A 15,547-nucleotide genomic window follows, 5' to 3' on the forward strand; every position below is an offset into this window, starting at 1 on the left:
CTCAGGCCACCGCCCGGGCCATGACGAACAAGGCGTCACGCACCGTCATCGAGTCATTTTCAAGGGTGCGCAACTGCACCCCCGCCACCTCCGGCTGCGCATCGAGCCGCGCCGGGGCATGCAGATACACATTGAGCGCACGTTCGCTGACCGAGGCCTGCAATTGCCGTTCGCGGCCGATCAGCGCGCTGAGCGCCGCATCGCTGTCGCTGCTGCCCACCGAACGCACCGACGTCCAGCGCCCTTCCCGTGCGATCAGCAACACGCTGCGATTCGGCTCGGCGACGACGAACAGGAAGTCGCCGGCATCCAGGCTTTTATCGAAACGGTTGAACGCCGCCATCAGGTACGGCTGCACCGAACGCAGGCGCAAACCGCGACCATTGGCCACCGTACGCAGACGTTCGAGCAAATCCTGCGGCAAGGCGCTGGCGAGACGGTCATGCCCGGCCGGCTCGGCGGACAGCACCAGATTCCATGGTTGCACCGGCAGACCGAAAAGGTCTTCGAAACACAGTTGGGCGAAGCCGCGCAATTCGTCGGGGCTGCTGATCTGCTCGCTCCACGGCACCAGGCAGAAACGGCTGAAATGGCCGGACACCACCACGCTCAGTTCTGTCCCGCAGCGGCAATGTTCGCCGAGCAAACGGTCGAGGGTGTCCAGCGCCACCGCGTAGCTCTGGAAGCTTTCGTCAATGTAGCCGACGCTGCCGAGCCACAGGGTTTGATTGCCCCGACGCTGGCCGAGGCCGACACCGCTGGCGCCGAGCACGGCGATAAATTGATCACGAGATAAATGTGACACGGTTGATCTCCTCCAGCGTGGTGCGTCCCTGTTCCACCAGCTCCAGCGCCGACTGGCGCAGCAGCCGCAAGCCACGGGCGCAGGCCAGGGCTTTGATTTGGGTGATCGGTTGGCGCTCGACGATCATCTGCCGCAGTTCATCATCCAGGTGCAGCAGCTCGGCGATCGCCGTACGCCCGCGATAGCCGCTGCCCCGGCAGTGGCCGCAGCCCTTGCCGTGGACGAAGTGGTAATGCGCGACCTGTTGCGGATCGAGACCGGAGGCTTGCAGTTCTTCTTCACTCGGCGTGACCGGCGCGCTGCAACTGGCGCACACCAGCCGAATCAGGCGCTGGGCAAGAATCGCGTTGAGCGCCGAGACCAGGCTGTAGGGGTCGATTTCCATTTGGGTGAAACGGCCGATCACGTCGAACACGTTGTTGGCGTGGATGGTGGTGAACACCAGGTGCCCGGTGAGGGCCGATTGCACGGCGATCTGTGCGGTGTCCGGGTCGCGGATCTCGCCGACCATGATTTTGTCCGGGTCGTGACGCAGGATCGAGCGCAGGCCACGGGCGAAGGTCAGGCCTTTTTTCTCGTTGACCGGAATTTGCAGGACGCCCGGCAGTTGATATTCCACCGGGTCTTCGATGGTGATGATCTTGTCCACGCCGTGGTTGATCTCGGTGATCATCGCGTACAGCGTGGTGGTCTTGCCGCTACCGGTGGGGCCGGTCACCAGCACCATGCCGTAAGGTTCGGCGGCGAGGCGGCGGAGCTGGCGCAGGGTTTCGTCTTCAAAGCCCAGGGCTTGCAGTTGCACGCCGCAAACCTTGTCGGCCAGATCCTGTTTGTCGAGCACCCGCAGCACCGCGTCTTCGCCGAAAATGCTCGGCATGATCGACACCCGAAAATCGATCTGCCGGCCGCTGATGCCGATCTTGAAACGACCGTCCTGGGGCACGCGTTTCTCGCCGATGTCGAGTTCGGCCATGACTTTGACCCGCGAGATCACCTGCTCGGCAAACTCGGCGCCCTGAATCTTGCTGATGTTGTTCAGCACGCCGTCGATGCGGTACTTGATCACCAGACCGCTGCCGGTGGTGCCCAGGTGGATGTCGCTGGCGTGCATTTTCAGCGCGTCGTAGAGGGTCGAATTGACCAGTTTCACCACCACGCTGGAGTCTTCGCTGATGCTGGTCAGCGACAGGCTTTGCAGGGTATCGATTTCCACGCCGGTGTCTGACTGGGCGTTCAGCGATTCGACGGCATGAAAGCTTTCTTCATGGCGGGCCAGGTAGGCTTGCAAATCGTTGGCGTGCACCAGATACAGCGGCGCGCCGTGCAGGCATTCGTCGATCCAGGCCAGACGCGCATTGTCGAAGGGGTCGGCGAACACACCGATGATCGCGTCTTCGTGGCGCAGCAGAATGAATTCGCGCTTCAGGCATTGGGCCAGGGTGACCCGATCGAAAACCGGTGTGGACTGAAACAGGCTGTCGGTGTCGAGCACCGGGTAATGCAGGGTCGCGCCGAGGCATTCAATAAACGGCATCGGCGCCAGTTCGCAGAGCACGGCCAGCGCGTCGAGTACGCGTTCGCCGGAAGTGGCGGCTCGGGCCCGGGCCTGGCTCAGTTGCTCACTGGAAAAGCGTGAAGGGGCGCACGCCGGTTGCAGCGGTTCGACGACGACACAGAGACGTTCCATGGCTTGCTCTCCAACGCCCGGGGCCTAGAGCCCTGTCGGCGCGGCAGGCCATTGCGGCGGGTGCCGGAACGTCTATCGCGCCACTACTCCCCGGTGAGCATTTGATCGTCGTCCGGTGCCATGGCCGCCATTTGACTACGTCGGCGGTCCGCCAGCACCCAACTGCCATCGTACAACTGCAACGGGAAGCTCTCGGTTCTGCTCTGGCGTCGTTCGACGAAGTCCCCTGGAGGACTCGCACCGGGTTTCGCTTCGCGCTGGATCCCCAGAAGGTCGCAGACTGCTCGGGCAAGTTCCGCCAATGGAAACGGTTTGAACAGGATGTGGCTGACCCCCAGTTGCCGCGCCCGCTCACAGACTTCAGCGGTCGGGTGACCCGTTATCAGCACAAAATGGCATTTCCCGTTCTGGCGAACCGCGTCGAGCACCTCAAAGCCTTCCATATCGGGCAAGCGGTAATCGAACACCAGCACGTCGGGAGCAAATACGTCGGCCTGGCCGATACCGTCCGCTCCGTCGTGTGCAATCCGCACGTCCAACCCTTGCGCCGACAGATAATCCTGAAGGTTTTGTGCAAGCAGCCGTTCGTCTTCGACAACCAGTACTTTGTTAACCAAGGTGGACTCCTTGAAGCTTCAGGCCCGGCATCTTGTTGAGAGCCCGGGTCTGGCGAAGTGCCTGCCTTGATAGGTCTAACGCACACTTCATGCCAGGCCTGGTGCCGGTAATTTTCTCTGTTCAAGTCCTTGAATCTCATCACAATGCCCGTTCGTCCCGACACCCCCGTTCCCCAGAAACGGGGAAGCGCCTGGATGGGCATTGAAGCTAATCCCCACTGTTGGGGGAACCTTCAGTCGTCCATTCGTTCGATCCTGTACTGCGCCCGCAATTGCGCGAGCGCCTGGCGACGAGCCTGGGTCTGTTGCTGTCGGGCAAGGTAGGCCCGGACTGTTTCCAGCCCCTGCTCTTCTGGGACATCGGCCGCCTCCAAGTGGTTCTGCAAATAAATCAGGTGCCAGCCAAACGGCGTGCGCACCGCATCGCTCAGCGTTTGCGGGCTCATCGCGAAAGCGACAGCTTCGAAGGCCGGCACCATCGCTCCCCGGGAAAAGTAACCCAACTCCCCGCCCCGGCTGGCTGATTCATCTTCGGAGTGCTGTTGCGCCACGCTAGCAAATTCTGATTCATCCATGATAGTTGCTCGCAATGCGATCAAGCGTAGACGGGCCGCTTCGACCGTGGCGGCATCAGCATCCGGCGCCACTTTGATCAGGATATGCCGCGCCTGAATCTGCTCTGGCGCGCCCATCTCGGCGCGGTGTTCTTCATAAAAGGCGCGAACCTGCTGGTCGCTAGGCGGGTCGATGCGGGTAAGCTCGGCGAACACCTGCTGTGCCGCCAGTTCGCGGTGGGTGTATTCGGTGAAAGATGCTTCGTCAAAACCGGCGTCTTCCAGGCGACGGGCAAATTTATCCGGGCCGCCGATGGCCTGACGTGTCTGCTCGACCTGTTGCTGCACCGTTTGCGCATCGATTTTCACGCCACGCTTGCGTGATTCCTGCCAGAGCAGTTCCTTGTCGATCAGGCTTTCCAGCGCCGCATCGCGCAGCTGTTTGTAAGCTTTGGGATTGCGAATGCTTGCCACGGCCCGGCCCTGGTCTTCCAGGTATTCGGCGAAGTAACGCTCAAGGCGAAACTGCGAAATTTCTTCACCGTTAACCCGCGCCGCCGGTTCGTTGCTGGCGAACACGAGGGACACACAACCTGTCAGCAACATCGGTAACCATTGGATCTTCATGACCGAGGCCTCGCATCAAGGGGTGGCGGCAATGGGTTTATAGGGCGCAACCAGATAAAAGCGCTGATCCGGCAAGTCAACGGTCACTACATGGGCGCCGCGCAATCCCGAACGGCGCCCGGGGCCGAAGCTGATGCGCGGTGTCAGGCCCGTGTCGAAGTCGTGCAAACCTTCCAGCGCCGTCACCAGTTTTTCCCGGCTGGCGTCGCGCCCCGCCTGTTTCATGCCTTCGCTGAGCAGCAGCATCGAGGCATACGCCCCGACTTGCAGCACGCCGTGCTCGGCGCCGAGCCCTTGGTGCTCGCGCAGTACACTGAGGGCCACGCGCCCGGTTTGCGTCCAGTCGCTGGGCACGAACGGGTACGATAAAAACACCCGTCGCGAAAAGCCTTCCGGGACTTGCAACAGATCCCCGGCGACCTGACTGGAGGTGGCAAACAAATACGGCAGTTGTCCGGCGCTCTGCAGACCACTGGCCAGGCGACTGAAACCGCCACCACTGCCGAGGAAAAACACAGAACGCGAGCCAAGCGGCAAGGTGCCGCTCACCGGGTCATAGACTTGCAGACTGACGTTTTGCCAGCCGCGATCCTGCAAATACTGGCCGAGGTTGTGCGCCGCTTGGGCCTGGCCCGGCTCGTCGGGATAGGCGATCAGCGTCGGTCCCGGCAAGACCCGCAGGCTAACACCGGCGTAGTCGGCCAAAGCAATGAGCTGGTCGCGCAGCCCCGGCAAGGGTTCGAAAATCTGTCGACTGGTCTGTTCTGAACCGAGCAACGACAGCGGCCCGATCAGCGGCACTCCGTCCGGCTCCAGTGTTGCCCCGAGTTCGCCATCCAGTGCCGGCGCCAACGGCGCGACCAGCGCGAATATCTGTTCCTGATCAATCAGTTGCCGCAACGCACGCTCGGCGCTGGCGCGATCCGGGCCAGGGTCGATCACCGTCAGGCGCAATTGTCGACCGTGAATACCGCCGGCCTGATTGATTCGCGCCACGCTGCCATTAAGTACCGCCGCCACCGTCGCGCCCTCCTCGGCCAACGGCCCCTCACTGGGCAATAACGTGCCCAGGTGCAGGGTTTCGCTGTCGAGGCCGGGGTCGCGCTCGTCGGCCAGGCGTTTGAGGTACGCGGTGAGGTTGCGCTGATCTTTCATGGATAAAAGAAAGCGCGGCATCGACGGGTCGAGGCGATTGTGGCCAGGGTCGCGGCCCTGTTGAATCACCTTCGCCACGGTGCTGTCGCTGTAACCGGGATAGTTTCGGCCGTTGACGGTTTGTCCGTACTTGCTGGTCAGCCGCGCCCAGTTCAACGGCGGCGGCCGCACGCCACCCTCCGGTCGACCGAGGCCGTCGGTGCCGTGGCAGTTCGCGCATGGCAGGCTGGTGGCCGGCAGCAACACATCGGCGGCGCCGACCCTGGCCATGATCGCTTCGCCGCTGGCCGACACGCCTTCGCGGTATAAACGTTTACCGGCGCTTTCCTCTTCGGTCAGGGTCAGGGCCGCCGTGCCGAAGCTGACGCCGGCGAGCAGACAGAGGGCGAGAACGCAGACGAGGTTCATGGCGCGGGCTCAGCGGCCGGCCACGGGCATCGACAGCAACTGCAAGCGCTGGGCGATCGCGGCGGCCGGTGCATCGGGCCGGATTTTGCTCCAGCGTTTGTTGGCGACGTCACCGACGATCAGTTGGGTCGAATGTTGCTCGGGGGTCGGCACGATCTGGCCGATGCGTCCCAGCACCAGATCCATTTGCGCCTTGTCGCCGGTAAGAAAGAGCCAGTGGGGGTCATCGGCACCCTGCTTCAAGGTGTAAGCCTTGAGTACCGCCGGCGTATCGCGCAACGGATCACTGGTAAGGGAGATGAAGGTGATGCCTTCGGCCTTGTCGCCCAGCAGCTCGCGCACTTCCTTGAGCTTGCGGGTGATCAGCGGACAGGCGTCGTTGCAGCTGGTGAAAATCACGTTGACCAGCACGATGCGGTTTTGCAGCGCGTCGCTGTAAAAACGCAGGGTTTCGCCGTTCTGATCCTGTAGCGGCGTGTCGGTAAACCAGGTTTTGGCGTCGTGGGTGCCTTTGGCTGGCTGTGGGATCGCTGCTGCGGGCGCGGACGCCTGGTGGTTTTCGTGAGACAGCGCAAACAGGCTGAAAACGCAGAAACATATGGTCAGGACGATCAGGAAGAGCGCTTTCATGGTTGCTGCTCCATAGCGATGGCGGTGTGTTTGGCATGAGTGCGCAAGCCGCTGAGTTTTTCCACTTCCTTGGTCAGAAGGGCTGGATCGGTGAAGCCGTAATAGCGCGTCCAGTGACGACTGTTGCCGTCGCCCACCAGAATCAGCGGCTGATGATTCTTGAAGTCACCGCTGAAACTGCCCAAGCCTTTGAGGGTGTCGCTAATTGATTGCGCCGAGCCGGTCAGCCAGCTCCAGCCCGGGCCTTTCTGGAATGCACGGGCGTAATCCTGCAAACGCTGCGGATCGTCGCGTTGCGGATCGATGCTGATCGACACCAGTTGCACCTCTTCGCCGACTCGCGCGCCGAGCTGTTTCTGCACCTTGCCCATGATCGACGACACCACCGGGCACACCGTCGTGCAGCTGGTGTAGATGAAGCTCATCACGACGATTTTGTCGCGCACCAGATCCGGCTCCAGGCGCACGGTCTTGCCGTTCTGATCGAGCAGCGGCACGTTGGCGAATTTGACTTGAGCGTGCTCCTGGGTGCTGGCGGCCGCAGCCTTGTGCCCGGCATGCTCGTCCGCCGAATGGGCCTGGGCCTGATGGACACCCATGGCTAACAGGCAAAGCGTCAACAAGCCACGTGAGGTGAATCGCTTCATGGTGTTTTTTCCTCGTCACTGAGTCTGGCCGGGCGACACCCGGACACTGGCAAACGTCTTGTCATCGAATCCGGCGCCCAAGGATGCCGCGCGCACATGCAGATACCAGGCGCCGCTTCGATCCAGCCTCACCGGGGCTTCGTACACTCCGTCAGAGACTTCCAGCGCGGCCACTTCACGGGGGCGCGAGGTTGGCGCGAGGAAGTAGCGCAACTGCACGTCCTTCACACCGCCGCGCCGGGTTTTCTGCTTGCCCTGGACGATGCGGAAACGCACCACGTAAGGGGCATTCAGGGCCACCGAAGTCTTGTCGAGCAGAAACTCGACCTTCGGTTGGCCCACGTGTTTTTGCGGCAGTCCATCGGGCTCGATCTGTGCGGTGAAGCAATGAATGATGTTGGGTTGATTGAGCAGGAACGCCACGTCGAACTGCCCCGCTGCCGGTAATTTCACTCGAGCGCTGTACAGCCCCGGCGAGATTTCGCGCAGGCTGCGGTCGATGACCAGCGCCGCCCGTGCCGTTTGCCCGCGATTGGGGTAACCGGACATCGGCGCGTTCATGCCTTCGGCGTAGAAATAGGTGGTGTTGTCGACCGGGTTGACCACGAACACGGCGTTGTCGTCTCGCGACACGGCCAGGCTCGACGCCAGCGGCAGATCCCCGGCGAGGCGTGGCGGCTGCGGCCCGGCTTCGAATGCCTGGCTGATCGGCTTGCGCCCTTCGCCCAGTGACGCGAGGTTGATCATGGTGACTTTGGGTGAGGCGAGGCCGCGCACGTAGGCGTAGGCCTGGGTGAACACCACTTGGTAGGGTTCGGCGGAAACGTCCAGGTCATGGATCGCCGAATCGTTGGATGCATCGACGATGGTGACGCGGTTTTCCAGGGTGTTGAGCACAACGCCGAAACGGCCGTCAGCACTGAAACCCATCGGGCCCAGACCCTGCTGCAACTTGATCACGCGGCGCACGTTCAGGCTGCTGCTGTCGACTACGGTCACCGTGCCGTCCTTGCCATCGGCCACGTACACGGCGTCGGACAATGCCGAATACGCCACGGACAATGGATTGGAACCGGTTTTGAGTTGCTGGACGATGGTCAGGCCGGCGACGTCGATGATGCTCAGGGTGCCGTCGTCGCGGTTGCTGACGAAGGCGAAGCGGCTGTCTTTGCTGAAGGTGATTTCGTGGTGGCCGCGACCGGTGACCAGGTGCTTGAGTGGCTTGAGGGTCTGGGTGTCGATCACGGTCACGCCGGACGTTTCGGCGCTGTCGGCGTTGTTGCCGACCCACAGCAGGCGTTCGTCCGGTTGCAGCGCGACCCGCACCGGTTGGCTGCCCGCGCTGATCGAGTCGAGCACTTTGAATTGTTCGCTGTCGATCACCGCCACTTCGCCTGCGGTGGGCATCGACACGAAGACGCGTTTGTTGTCTTTGGGCGTGACCCAGTCCATTGGTGGCTGCTTGAGTTCGATCCGCGCCATGGTGCTGGTGATGCCGCCGACCGACACCGAGGGGTCGACTACCGAGACGCTGGCGTCGCGGTTCATCACCAAGAGGAAATAGCCGTTGAGATCAAGCAGCGGCCGGGCGCCGATATTCGACTTGAGGAACACCCCGACCCGCGACTTGCAGCTCTGCTCACGGCCCTGGGCCAGATCGCCAGCGATGGCTTGCGAATCGACCCAAGCGCCGGGATTGACGCCGGACAACGGCTGGCCGGAAGCGCTGTCGGTGACGCGAAACTGCACGTCGGCGAACTCGCCTTCACGCAGGACTCCGTCCTTGGCCAGCGCTTGGAGTTTGAAATCCACCGCCACGCCGTCACGGGCCAACGTCTGAGCACCGCCGGTTTGCGCCAGCGCAATCTCACTCAGCGTCAGCAAAGCACCGGCCATGACCAGCACACAAAGACTGATGATGTTAATGACCCTGTTCATCCCGACCTCCCCTGAAAATCAAATCCAGACGACGAGGTTCCTGCGGGAGCGAGCCTGCTCACGAAAGCGTCAGCCGCCTCACCACCCAGAACCGAGTTGCTCCCAATCGCTGGCAAGCCAGCTCCCACAGGATTTGCATTCCGACCACTGCCCTGTGGGAGCCGAGCTTGCGTGGTTCCTGTGGGAGCGAGCCTGCTCACGAGAGCGTCAGCCGCCTCACCACCCAGAACCGAGTTGCTCCCAATCGCTGGCAAGCCAGCTCCCACAGGATTCGCATTCCGACCACTGCCCTGGGGGAGCCGAGCTTGCGCGGTTCCTGTGGGAGCTGGCTTGCCAGCGATAGCGTCCTCAGCCTCACCCTCGAAAACCGCGTCGTCCTCATCGCGAGCGGGTCGCGCCCACAGGGTTTTGCGTTTGCTCTTATTGCCCCGGCGGGGTCGGTTCCGGTTCGTTGGTCACGCGTAGCAATCCCCACAGTCCGGAGGTGTTGCCGTAGGCGGCGTAGTCGCGGAACAGATAGTCGCCCGGTATCGCATTGCTGCCCCCGGCATTGGGGAACATGAAGCTGAAGTGCGCCGCCGGCAGTACGCTTTCGCGGGCGCCGATGTACATCGACATCGGGTTGTAGCCGAACTTGGTCGAGCCCACGCCTGGATTGCTCATCGGGTATCCGCCCAAATCACTCTTCTCCGACAGGTACGGGTTGGCCGACCACACGTGTCCATCCAACTGGAACGTAGTGCCACGACTGCCTCCCGTCGGCATCAGAATGTGAGTGCGGAACGGTTGCCCCGGTTTGGCGTACAGCACCGGCGTTTGCGGATCGCTGCCCACCAGTGCGTTGCTGTACGCCATGTGCGCATTGACCATGTCGCCGTAACCCGCGCCGTCGGCATGACCGAACGGTGCGTCCGGCGCGAGGCCGAAGCGGTACCACATCGGTTCGGTCTTGTAGTTGATCGCCATGCTCGAGTTGTCCTGCGGATCGGTCGGCACCCCAAAGCCTTCAGCCGCGATGCCTTCCAACGGCCGGCCATTGGCCCAACGGGTGTTCAACGCCTTCTGCCAGACCATCGCAAAATCGCGGTAAGCGGTTTGCCCTGGCGCGGTCACCGTGGCGTTGACCTTGCGCACATCATCAACCCAGGTCGCGCCAACCGGCAGGATGCTCATCGCACCACCGAGGCCTTTCTGCGGCTGCTTGATCACGTCCGCCGGGGTGAAATTCAAGCCGCCGAATTCCACCGCCGTGGCGTTGATGTTGTCGACGCTGCGGCCCAGTTGGGTGATCGGTTTGCCTTCACGCTCCAGGTGACCGGCGTAGTACTGATAACTGCGCGTCGGGTACGCGCCGCTGTTGCCGACGCGCGGCGGCACGGTCTGGATCGGGTTGGCGCCGACGTTGGTGCCGTCGGATTTGGTGATGTCATAGGCCAGCAATTGCGCATGCATGCCGACGTGACTGGATGGCCGCATCAGGTTGTTGCTGAAGGTGGTCGAGCCGAAACCGCTGTTGCGATCACGCTTGACGATGCCTTGCATCACGGCGGTTTGCGTCAGGTCGGGCATCACGCTCGGCAGACGGTTTTCCAACGTGATGTTGATGCAGTCTCCGGCAGCGGCGCGCAGCACCAGCGGTTCGACGGGGACACCGGGTTTGAGTTTGCCGGTAACCGTGTCGAGATCCGACTTGCGCACGTACAGGATCGCAGTCGGGTCATGCAATGGCCCGCTCTGACCGCCGATGGTGAAGGTCTCGCCATCCTCCGGATCGGTCACCGTCACCTGCGCAATGCTCACGGTGCGCGAGTTGTGCACCAGCGTGCCGCCCGCCGGGTTCAGCGGCCCGCCGACATGCTGACCAAGTCCTTCAGGGTCGCCGATGATCAGGCCGAGCGGATTGCCGAGGATGTCGTTGGCCAGCGCCGCGACGACTTCATAGTTGCGCTGCGGTGTCGGCCGAGTGCCGATGCCGTTGGGGTTGAGGCCGATCCGTGGGCAACTGCCGTCGAACGCTACGGTGTTGCGCATGCCGGTCGGTTTGGCGTTGTTGGGCAGCGCGAACAGGTCGTTACGTTGCGCGGTGTAGTTGCGCATCACGCCCCAGATGCCGCTCCAGTAGCCTTCGATCGAAGCGTCCATCGAGTACAGATAGTCGCCGGTGGTGGCAGCCGAACTGGACAGCATCGCCACCGGAGCAATGAAGCCCATCTGCTCGGAGATGCCGATCATTTGCGAAGCGCGCCAACCGGAGTTCGAACTGTTGCCGAATCCGGAGCCGCTTTGCAGCCACTTCACGCCGTGCAGCGTCACGTTGTGTTCTTCTTCATGGCCGCCGGCATGCACCCGCAGCCGCACGTTGTCGCCGGTGTAGGTGCGCAGCATCGGCGTAAACGGATCGCCCGGCTCGGCGCCACCCTTATTGATGTGCGGCGGGAACAGCGTGGTGCCGCCGGTCGGGCCGGTGGCCGAGCTGATCAGGTTCGGCGCCAGGTTCATCGCCGGGATCGCCCGGTCGGTGCGGCTGTGCATTGCGTACGCCAAGTCACCGCCGAGGCCGTCGGCCTGCATGCCGCGCTTGCCGTCCGGGCCGACCTTGTTCGGGTCGTACACCCGCAGGGCCAGCGGTTCGTTGCGGTAATTGACGACAAACATACCCGGGTCATCCACCGAGATGGCTTGCGGACATGGCCGGCTCGGACAGCCCGGCACTTGACCGCCCTGCACTTCCAGCACGCCTTCAAGCAGCGAGCTGGCGTTGTTACGCACCGGCGGATTGATCGCGTAGCGGAAGCTGTCGGCGGTGGCCGGGAACGCTTGAGGGTTCGGCACACCATTGGGGCCGGCGCCGACATACACGCCGGCTTCATAGGCGTGCTGGAAGTCGCTGTACTCCAGGAAGAACTCGCGGAAGCTGTCGTTCTTGCCGTCGCCATCAATGTCGCCGGTTTTGATCACCGCTTGCCACGAGGTCGGCCCGCCGTCCTGGCGCGCGCCGCTGTACAACGGCTCGCCGGTCTCGGCGTGGAACCAGGTCGAACCGGCCGGTTCCGCCAACACGGTGGCGTACAAGCCAATCTGCTGGTGCGTCGATGGGCCGAGGTGGTCGTGAGTGAAGATGGTGCCCAAACCGCGATCCACGCCTTTGCTGTTGACCACCGGGTCGACGAACCAGCGTTGCATCGCCGTGCGCGCCCCCATCCAGTCGCTGCGACCGTATTGGCCGAAGAACGGGTGCGACTTGGCTTTCGGACAAACCTGTGTGCCGTCGCGCGGATCGGTGCCCTGGCACTGGTTGAACAAGCGGATCGCCTGGATGCGTCCCTGCACAGCGCCCGGGGAAAGCACGCCGTCCTCGTAGTTCCAGCCGTTGGACGAGCCATCGGCGGAGGTCAGATCCCATTTCGGCAGGTGGATGTGCTGGCCGATCACGTCGGTCGGCGTGCGCACCTGATAGTCGTCCATTTCATACGTGGCGGGCACCAGGTTGGTTTGCTGGTACTGCACGCAGTCGAAAGTGTTCATGCGCATCACCAGCGGCTCTGGCGGACGCTGCTTGGTAATCACCGGCCAGGCGTCTTCCCACAGCGCCAGAATGCGCGCCTGGGGAAAGTGGTAGCCGACCTTGTTGTACACGGCGTCAAACTGGATGTTGGCGGCCTTGTAGATGCGTGGCCGGTCGGCGGTGAAGGTCGAGGCGCCGATGAACGACATGCCGTCGACACGCTCGCCGCTGGCGAATTCACCGGTGCCGGCGCTGGCGGTCAGACGTTTTTGCCGATCGTCCATGCACGGTTCGTAGTAAGGCGCACCCGCCATCGGCAAGGCGCCGTTGGTGCGGAAGGCCCGGGCGACGATCTGATTGCCCGGCAGCAAGGCAAAGCTTGGGTGATCTTTTTTCGCGTGGAACGCCATGGCCGCCTGTTCGACTTCCGTGCCTTCCTCAGGCAGATAAATCGGTTTGGCGCGCACCACTTCCTTGGAGAAATCCAGCGACGTGGTGACGGTTTCCGCCTCGCCGCCAGCCGATACGCCGTCCAGGGTGTGACGCTGCAGGCCGCCGTCCCAGCCACCGGATTGCGCCGGGTCGAGATTGGCCCACAGGGCTTTGCCGCTGGTTTTCAACGCGAGTGCAGTCGCCGCATCGAGCATGTCCAGCGGTGGGGTCGGTGGGCGTTGGCCGACCGAACTTTCCATGCCGCCGATCCAGAACGGATAACCAGGGTTTTTCAGCGTGCCGTCGGCGTTGCGGTTGGCTTCGCTGCGATCGACCAGCGCCAGCGAACCGATGGCGTGCGCACCGCCATTGCCCCCGTGATGTTCGCCGTCATCGTCGCCCTCTTCTTCCTCTTCATCGTCGTTACCGGCGATCAGGGTTTCGCCCAGTTTCGGTACAACCACGACTTTGCCCGGCATCGGCGCCATGGCTTTGCCCGGAAGCGGCACGATTGCAGGAATCGGCGTGCCGGCAATGATTTCACCGTCGGGCAAGGCCCGTGCGCCCGCCGCCGGTTTGCCGCTGCGCAAGGCATACGGTTCGCTGTGATAACCGTCGCTGCCCTGCTGCGAGACTTCCAGTTGCGTGCCTTCTTCAAACACATCGTGCACCCGCCACATGGCCCACATGCCTTGGGCGAAGTGCGGATAGAAGTGGCAGTGATAAATCGCATCGCCGGCCACCCGGTTGCGGTTGCCCGAACCGCCGTTGGCGATTTCATAGGTGTAGCCGGCGCCCGGGCCGATGCCCTGGGCGTCGACGTAATCGGAGTTGTCGTCGTTGGGGTTGAACAGCCACTGGTGCCCGTGCAGGTGGAAGATGTGCTGCTCGTGACCGTTGTGGGTGTTGCGGAATTTGACGAAGTCACCGATGTAGCTGTGGTTGACGTTCGACGGCTCCGACGGGTACAGCGCCATGGTTGCCTTGACGCCAATCTGATCGGCGTTCGGGGTCTGGCCCGGCAGGATGTTTTCCAGCCCGACGTTGGCCGGCACGTCCACCAGCATCGCGACATCGCCGACGGTGTGGGAGCTGAGGAAAAATTCTTCGTAAGCGCAGGACAGACAATCGTGCATCGGCCCCACGCCGAGACGGTTGGCGACCACTTCTGCCCCCATGCCGCCGGAGCCGTAGTTGATCATGAACGAGTCGCGGGTCGGTTCGAGCACATGGGCCATCACCGGGTCCGCCCAATAAGCCGGGAATGCCTGAGTGGCGGCAGTTTCATCCTGGAACTGCGAGGCAAAATCACGGAACGGCTCGAGGCGATTAGGGATCGCCGGGTTGCGTTTGCCGACCGCTTCCAGCGCATAGGTGGCGGGCGGAAAACTGCCGTCGGCGTTGCTGCCGATGACGATGGCGTCGCTTTCGCTGGAGATGATTTCGCTGCCGTCGACCATGTTGATGATCGGTGTCCCGGCCTTGCCTTCGTCGATCCACGGTTGGCGCTGCGGATAGCGCGCCTGGTAATCGACGATGGGCTGACCGGCCGGCGTGCGGCCGCTGCTGGCCAGGCGCATTTCTTCTTCGGTGAGGGTGTTGCGGTAGGTGCGGCCGCCCTTCGGCACGACCACCACCTGGCCGAACAAACCGTTGGCGACGTTACCGGCGGCACCCTCGCCACCGAAGGTCGCGCCACGGCTGCTGACGGCGAACGCGCCTTCGCGCTCGGCGAAGAGCGTGTACGAGCGGGAGGCACCCGGCGGGATCAGGCTGTTGGCATTGCGCCCGGTGAACGAGGCGATGTCATCAATGCTGTTCACCGCTTGCAGACCGTTGACCTGGAATCCGATATGACGGTCAGCCACTTGCTCGTCGACTTTGAACGACTCGGCGCCGCCGGCGTTTTGCGGCCCTTCGTTCTCTTCGCCCTCTACTTCGCCCTCTTCTTCAAAGTGCTTGTTCGGGTTGGCCTGGTAATCAAGCAGGTTTTGCAGATTCACCGTCAGGCAATCACCCGCCGCCACCCGCAGCACCAGCGGACGCGGACGCTTGTCTGGGCGCAGCGAGACTTTGCCCGGCACCGCCGCGCCGCCGTAGGCCAGTGACACGTCATGGTCATCGACCACATCGCGGCGCAGGGCGAACATCATGCCGTTGGCGTTTTGCGCACCGAGACGGTTGAACATCAGCGGCTGATCGAACGCCACGACGTTTGCCACCAGGTTGCGCTCGCAACGCACCGTTGCACCGGCCAGCTCGACACTCAGCATCGAAGCCAGAAATACCAGCACATTGAACAGGGATGGAGCGTGGTGAAGGCCGACCATGATCAGAGACCTCGAAGTGGGTGCTCACAGGGAATGATTCTCGACAAAAGCGCCGGAGCAATCCGCATGCCACAAAATTTTTAATTTAAATTCAACGAGTTACATAACCGGCCTGAGAGATCGGGGCATATTCCCCACCCGCTCCCCCCAATCTTCGGGCACGATTTCTTTCCCCCGAAAGTGGGGCAAAAACTGGGTACATCCATTACAAC

At 62.6% G+C, this 15,547-nt stretch carries 9 protein-coding genes; all 9 read right to left on the reverse strand.

Annotated elements, in window-relative coordinates:
• Position 1: 1 nt before the first annotated feature.
• Positions 2-805: a hypothetical protein gene (locus GIW69_RS23415; protein ID WP_236485140.1), complete on the reverse strand. Its 804-nt coding sequence runs from the start codon at positions 803-805 to the stop codon at positions 2-4.
• A complete protein-coding gene (locus tag GIW69_RS23420) occupies positions 786-2,492 on the reverse strand; it encodes a GspE/PulE family protein (RefSeq protein ID WP_236485141.1) in 1,707 nt (568 codons plus the stop codon). Before GIW69_RS23420 ends, GIW69_RS23415 begins: the two co-directional genes overlap by 20 nt.
• 83 nt (positions 2,493-2,575) lie before the next feature.
• Entirely contained in the window at positions 2,576-3,109 is a 534-nt protein-coding gene (locus GIW69_RS23425; RefSeq protein WP_236485142.1) for a response regulator, read from the reverse strand.
• Between the two features lie 233 nt (positions 3,110-3,342).
• Complete coding sequence (locus GIW69_RS23430; protein WP_236485143.1) at positions 3,343-4,290, reverse strand: peptidylprolyl isomerase; 948 nt, start codon at positions 4,288-4,290, stop codon at positions 3,343-3,345.
• A 15-nt stretch (positions 4,291-4,305) separates the two neighbouring features.
• Positions 4,306-5,853: a cytochrome c/ABC transporter substrate-binding protein gene (locus tag GIW69_RS23435; RefSeq protein WP_236485144.1), complete on the reverse strand. Its 1,548-nt coding sequence runs from the start codon at positions 5,851-5,853 to the stop codon at positions 4,306-4,308.
• A 9-nt stretch (positions 5,854-5,862) separates the two neighbouring features.
• Complete coding sequence (locus tag GIW69_RS23440) at positions 5,863-6,483, reverse strand: SCO family protein (RefSeq protein WP_236485145.1); 621 nt, start codon at positions 6,481-6,483, stop codon at positions 5,863-5,865.
• Positions 6,480-7,130, reverse strand: coding sequence for an SCO family protein (locus GIW69_RS23445; protein WP_236485146.1), 651 nt, complete (start codon positions 7,128-7,130; stop codon positions 6,480-6,482). Before GIW69_RS23445 ends, GIW69_RS23440 begins: the two co-directional genes overlap by 4 nt.
• 15 nt (positions 7,131-7,145) lie before the next feature.
• Positions 7,146-9,068, reverse strand: a complete 1,923-nt coding sequence (locus GIW69_RS23450) for a cytochrome D1 domain-containing protein (RefSeq protein ID WP_236485147.1) — start codon at positions 9,066-9,068, stop codon at positions 7,146-7,148.
• A gap of 420 nt (positions 9,069-9,488) precedes the next feature.
• Complete coding sequence (gene mnxG, locus GIW69_RS23455; protein WP_496570953.1) at positions 9,489-15,335, reverse strand: manganese-oxidizing multicopper oxidase MnxG; 5,847 nt, start codon at positions 15,333-15,335, stop codon at positions 9,489-9,491.
• Positions 15,336-15,547: the final 212 nt, after the last annotated feature.

This window comes from Pseudomonas syringae (assembly GCF_021605415.1).
Lineage (GTDB): Bacteria > Pseudomonadota > Gammaproteobacteria > Pseudomonadales > Pseudomonadaceae > Aquipseudomonas > Aquipseudomonas syringae_S.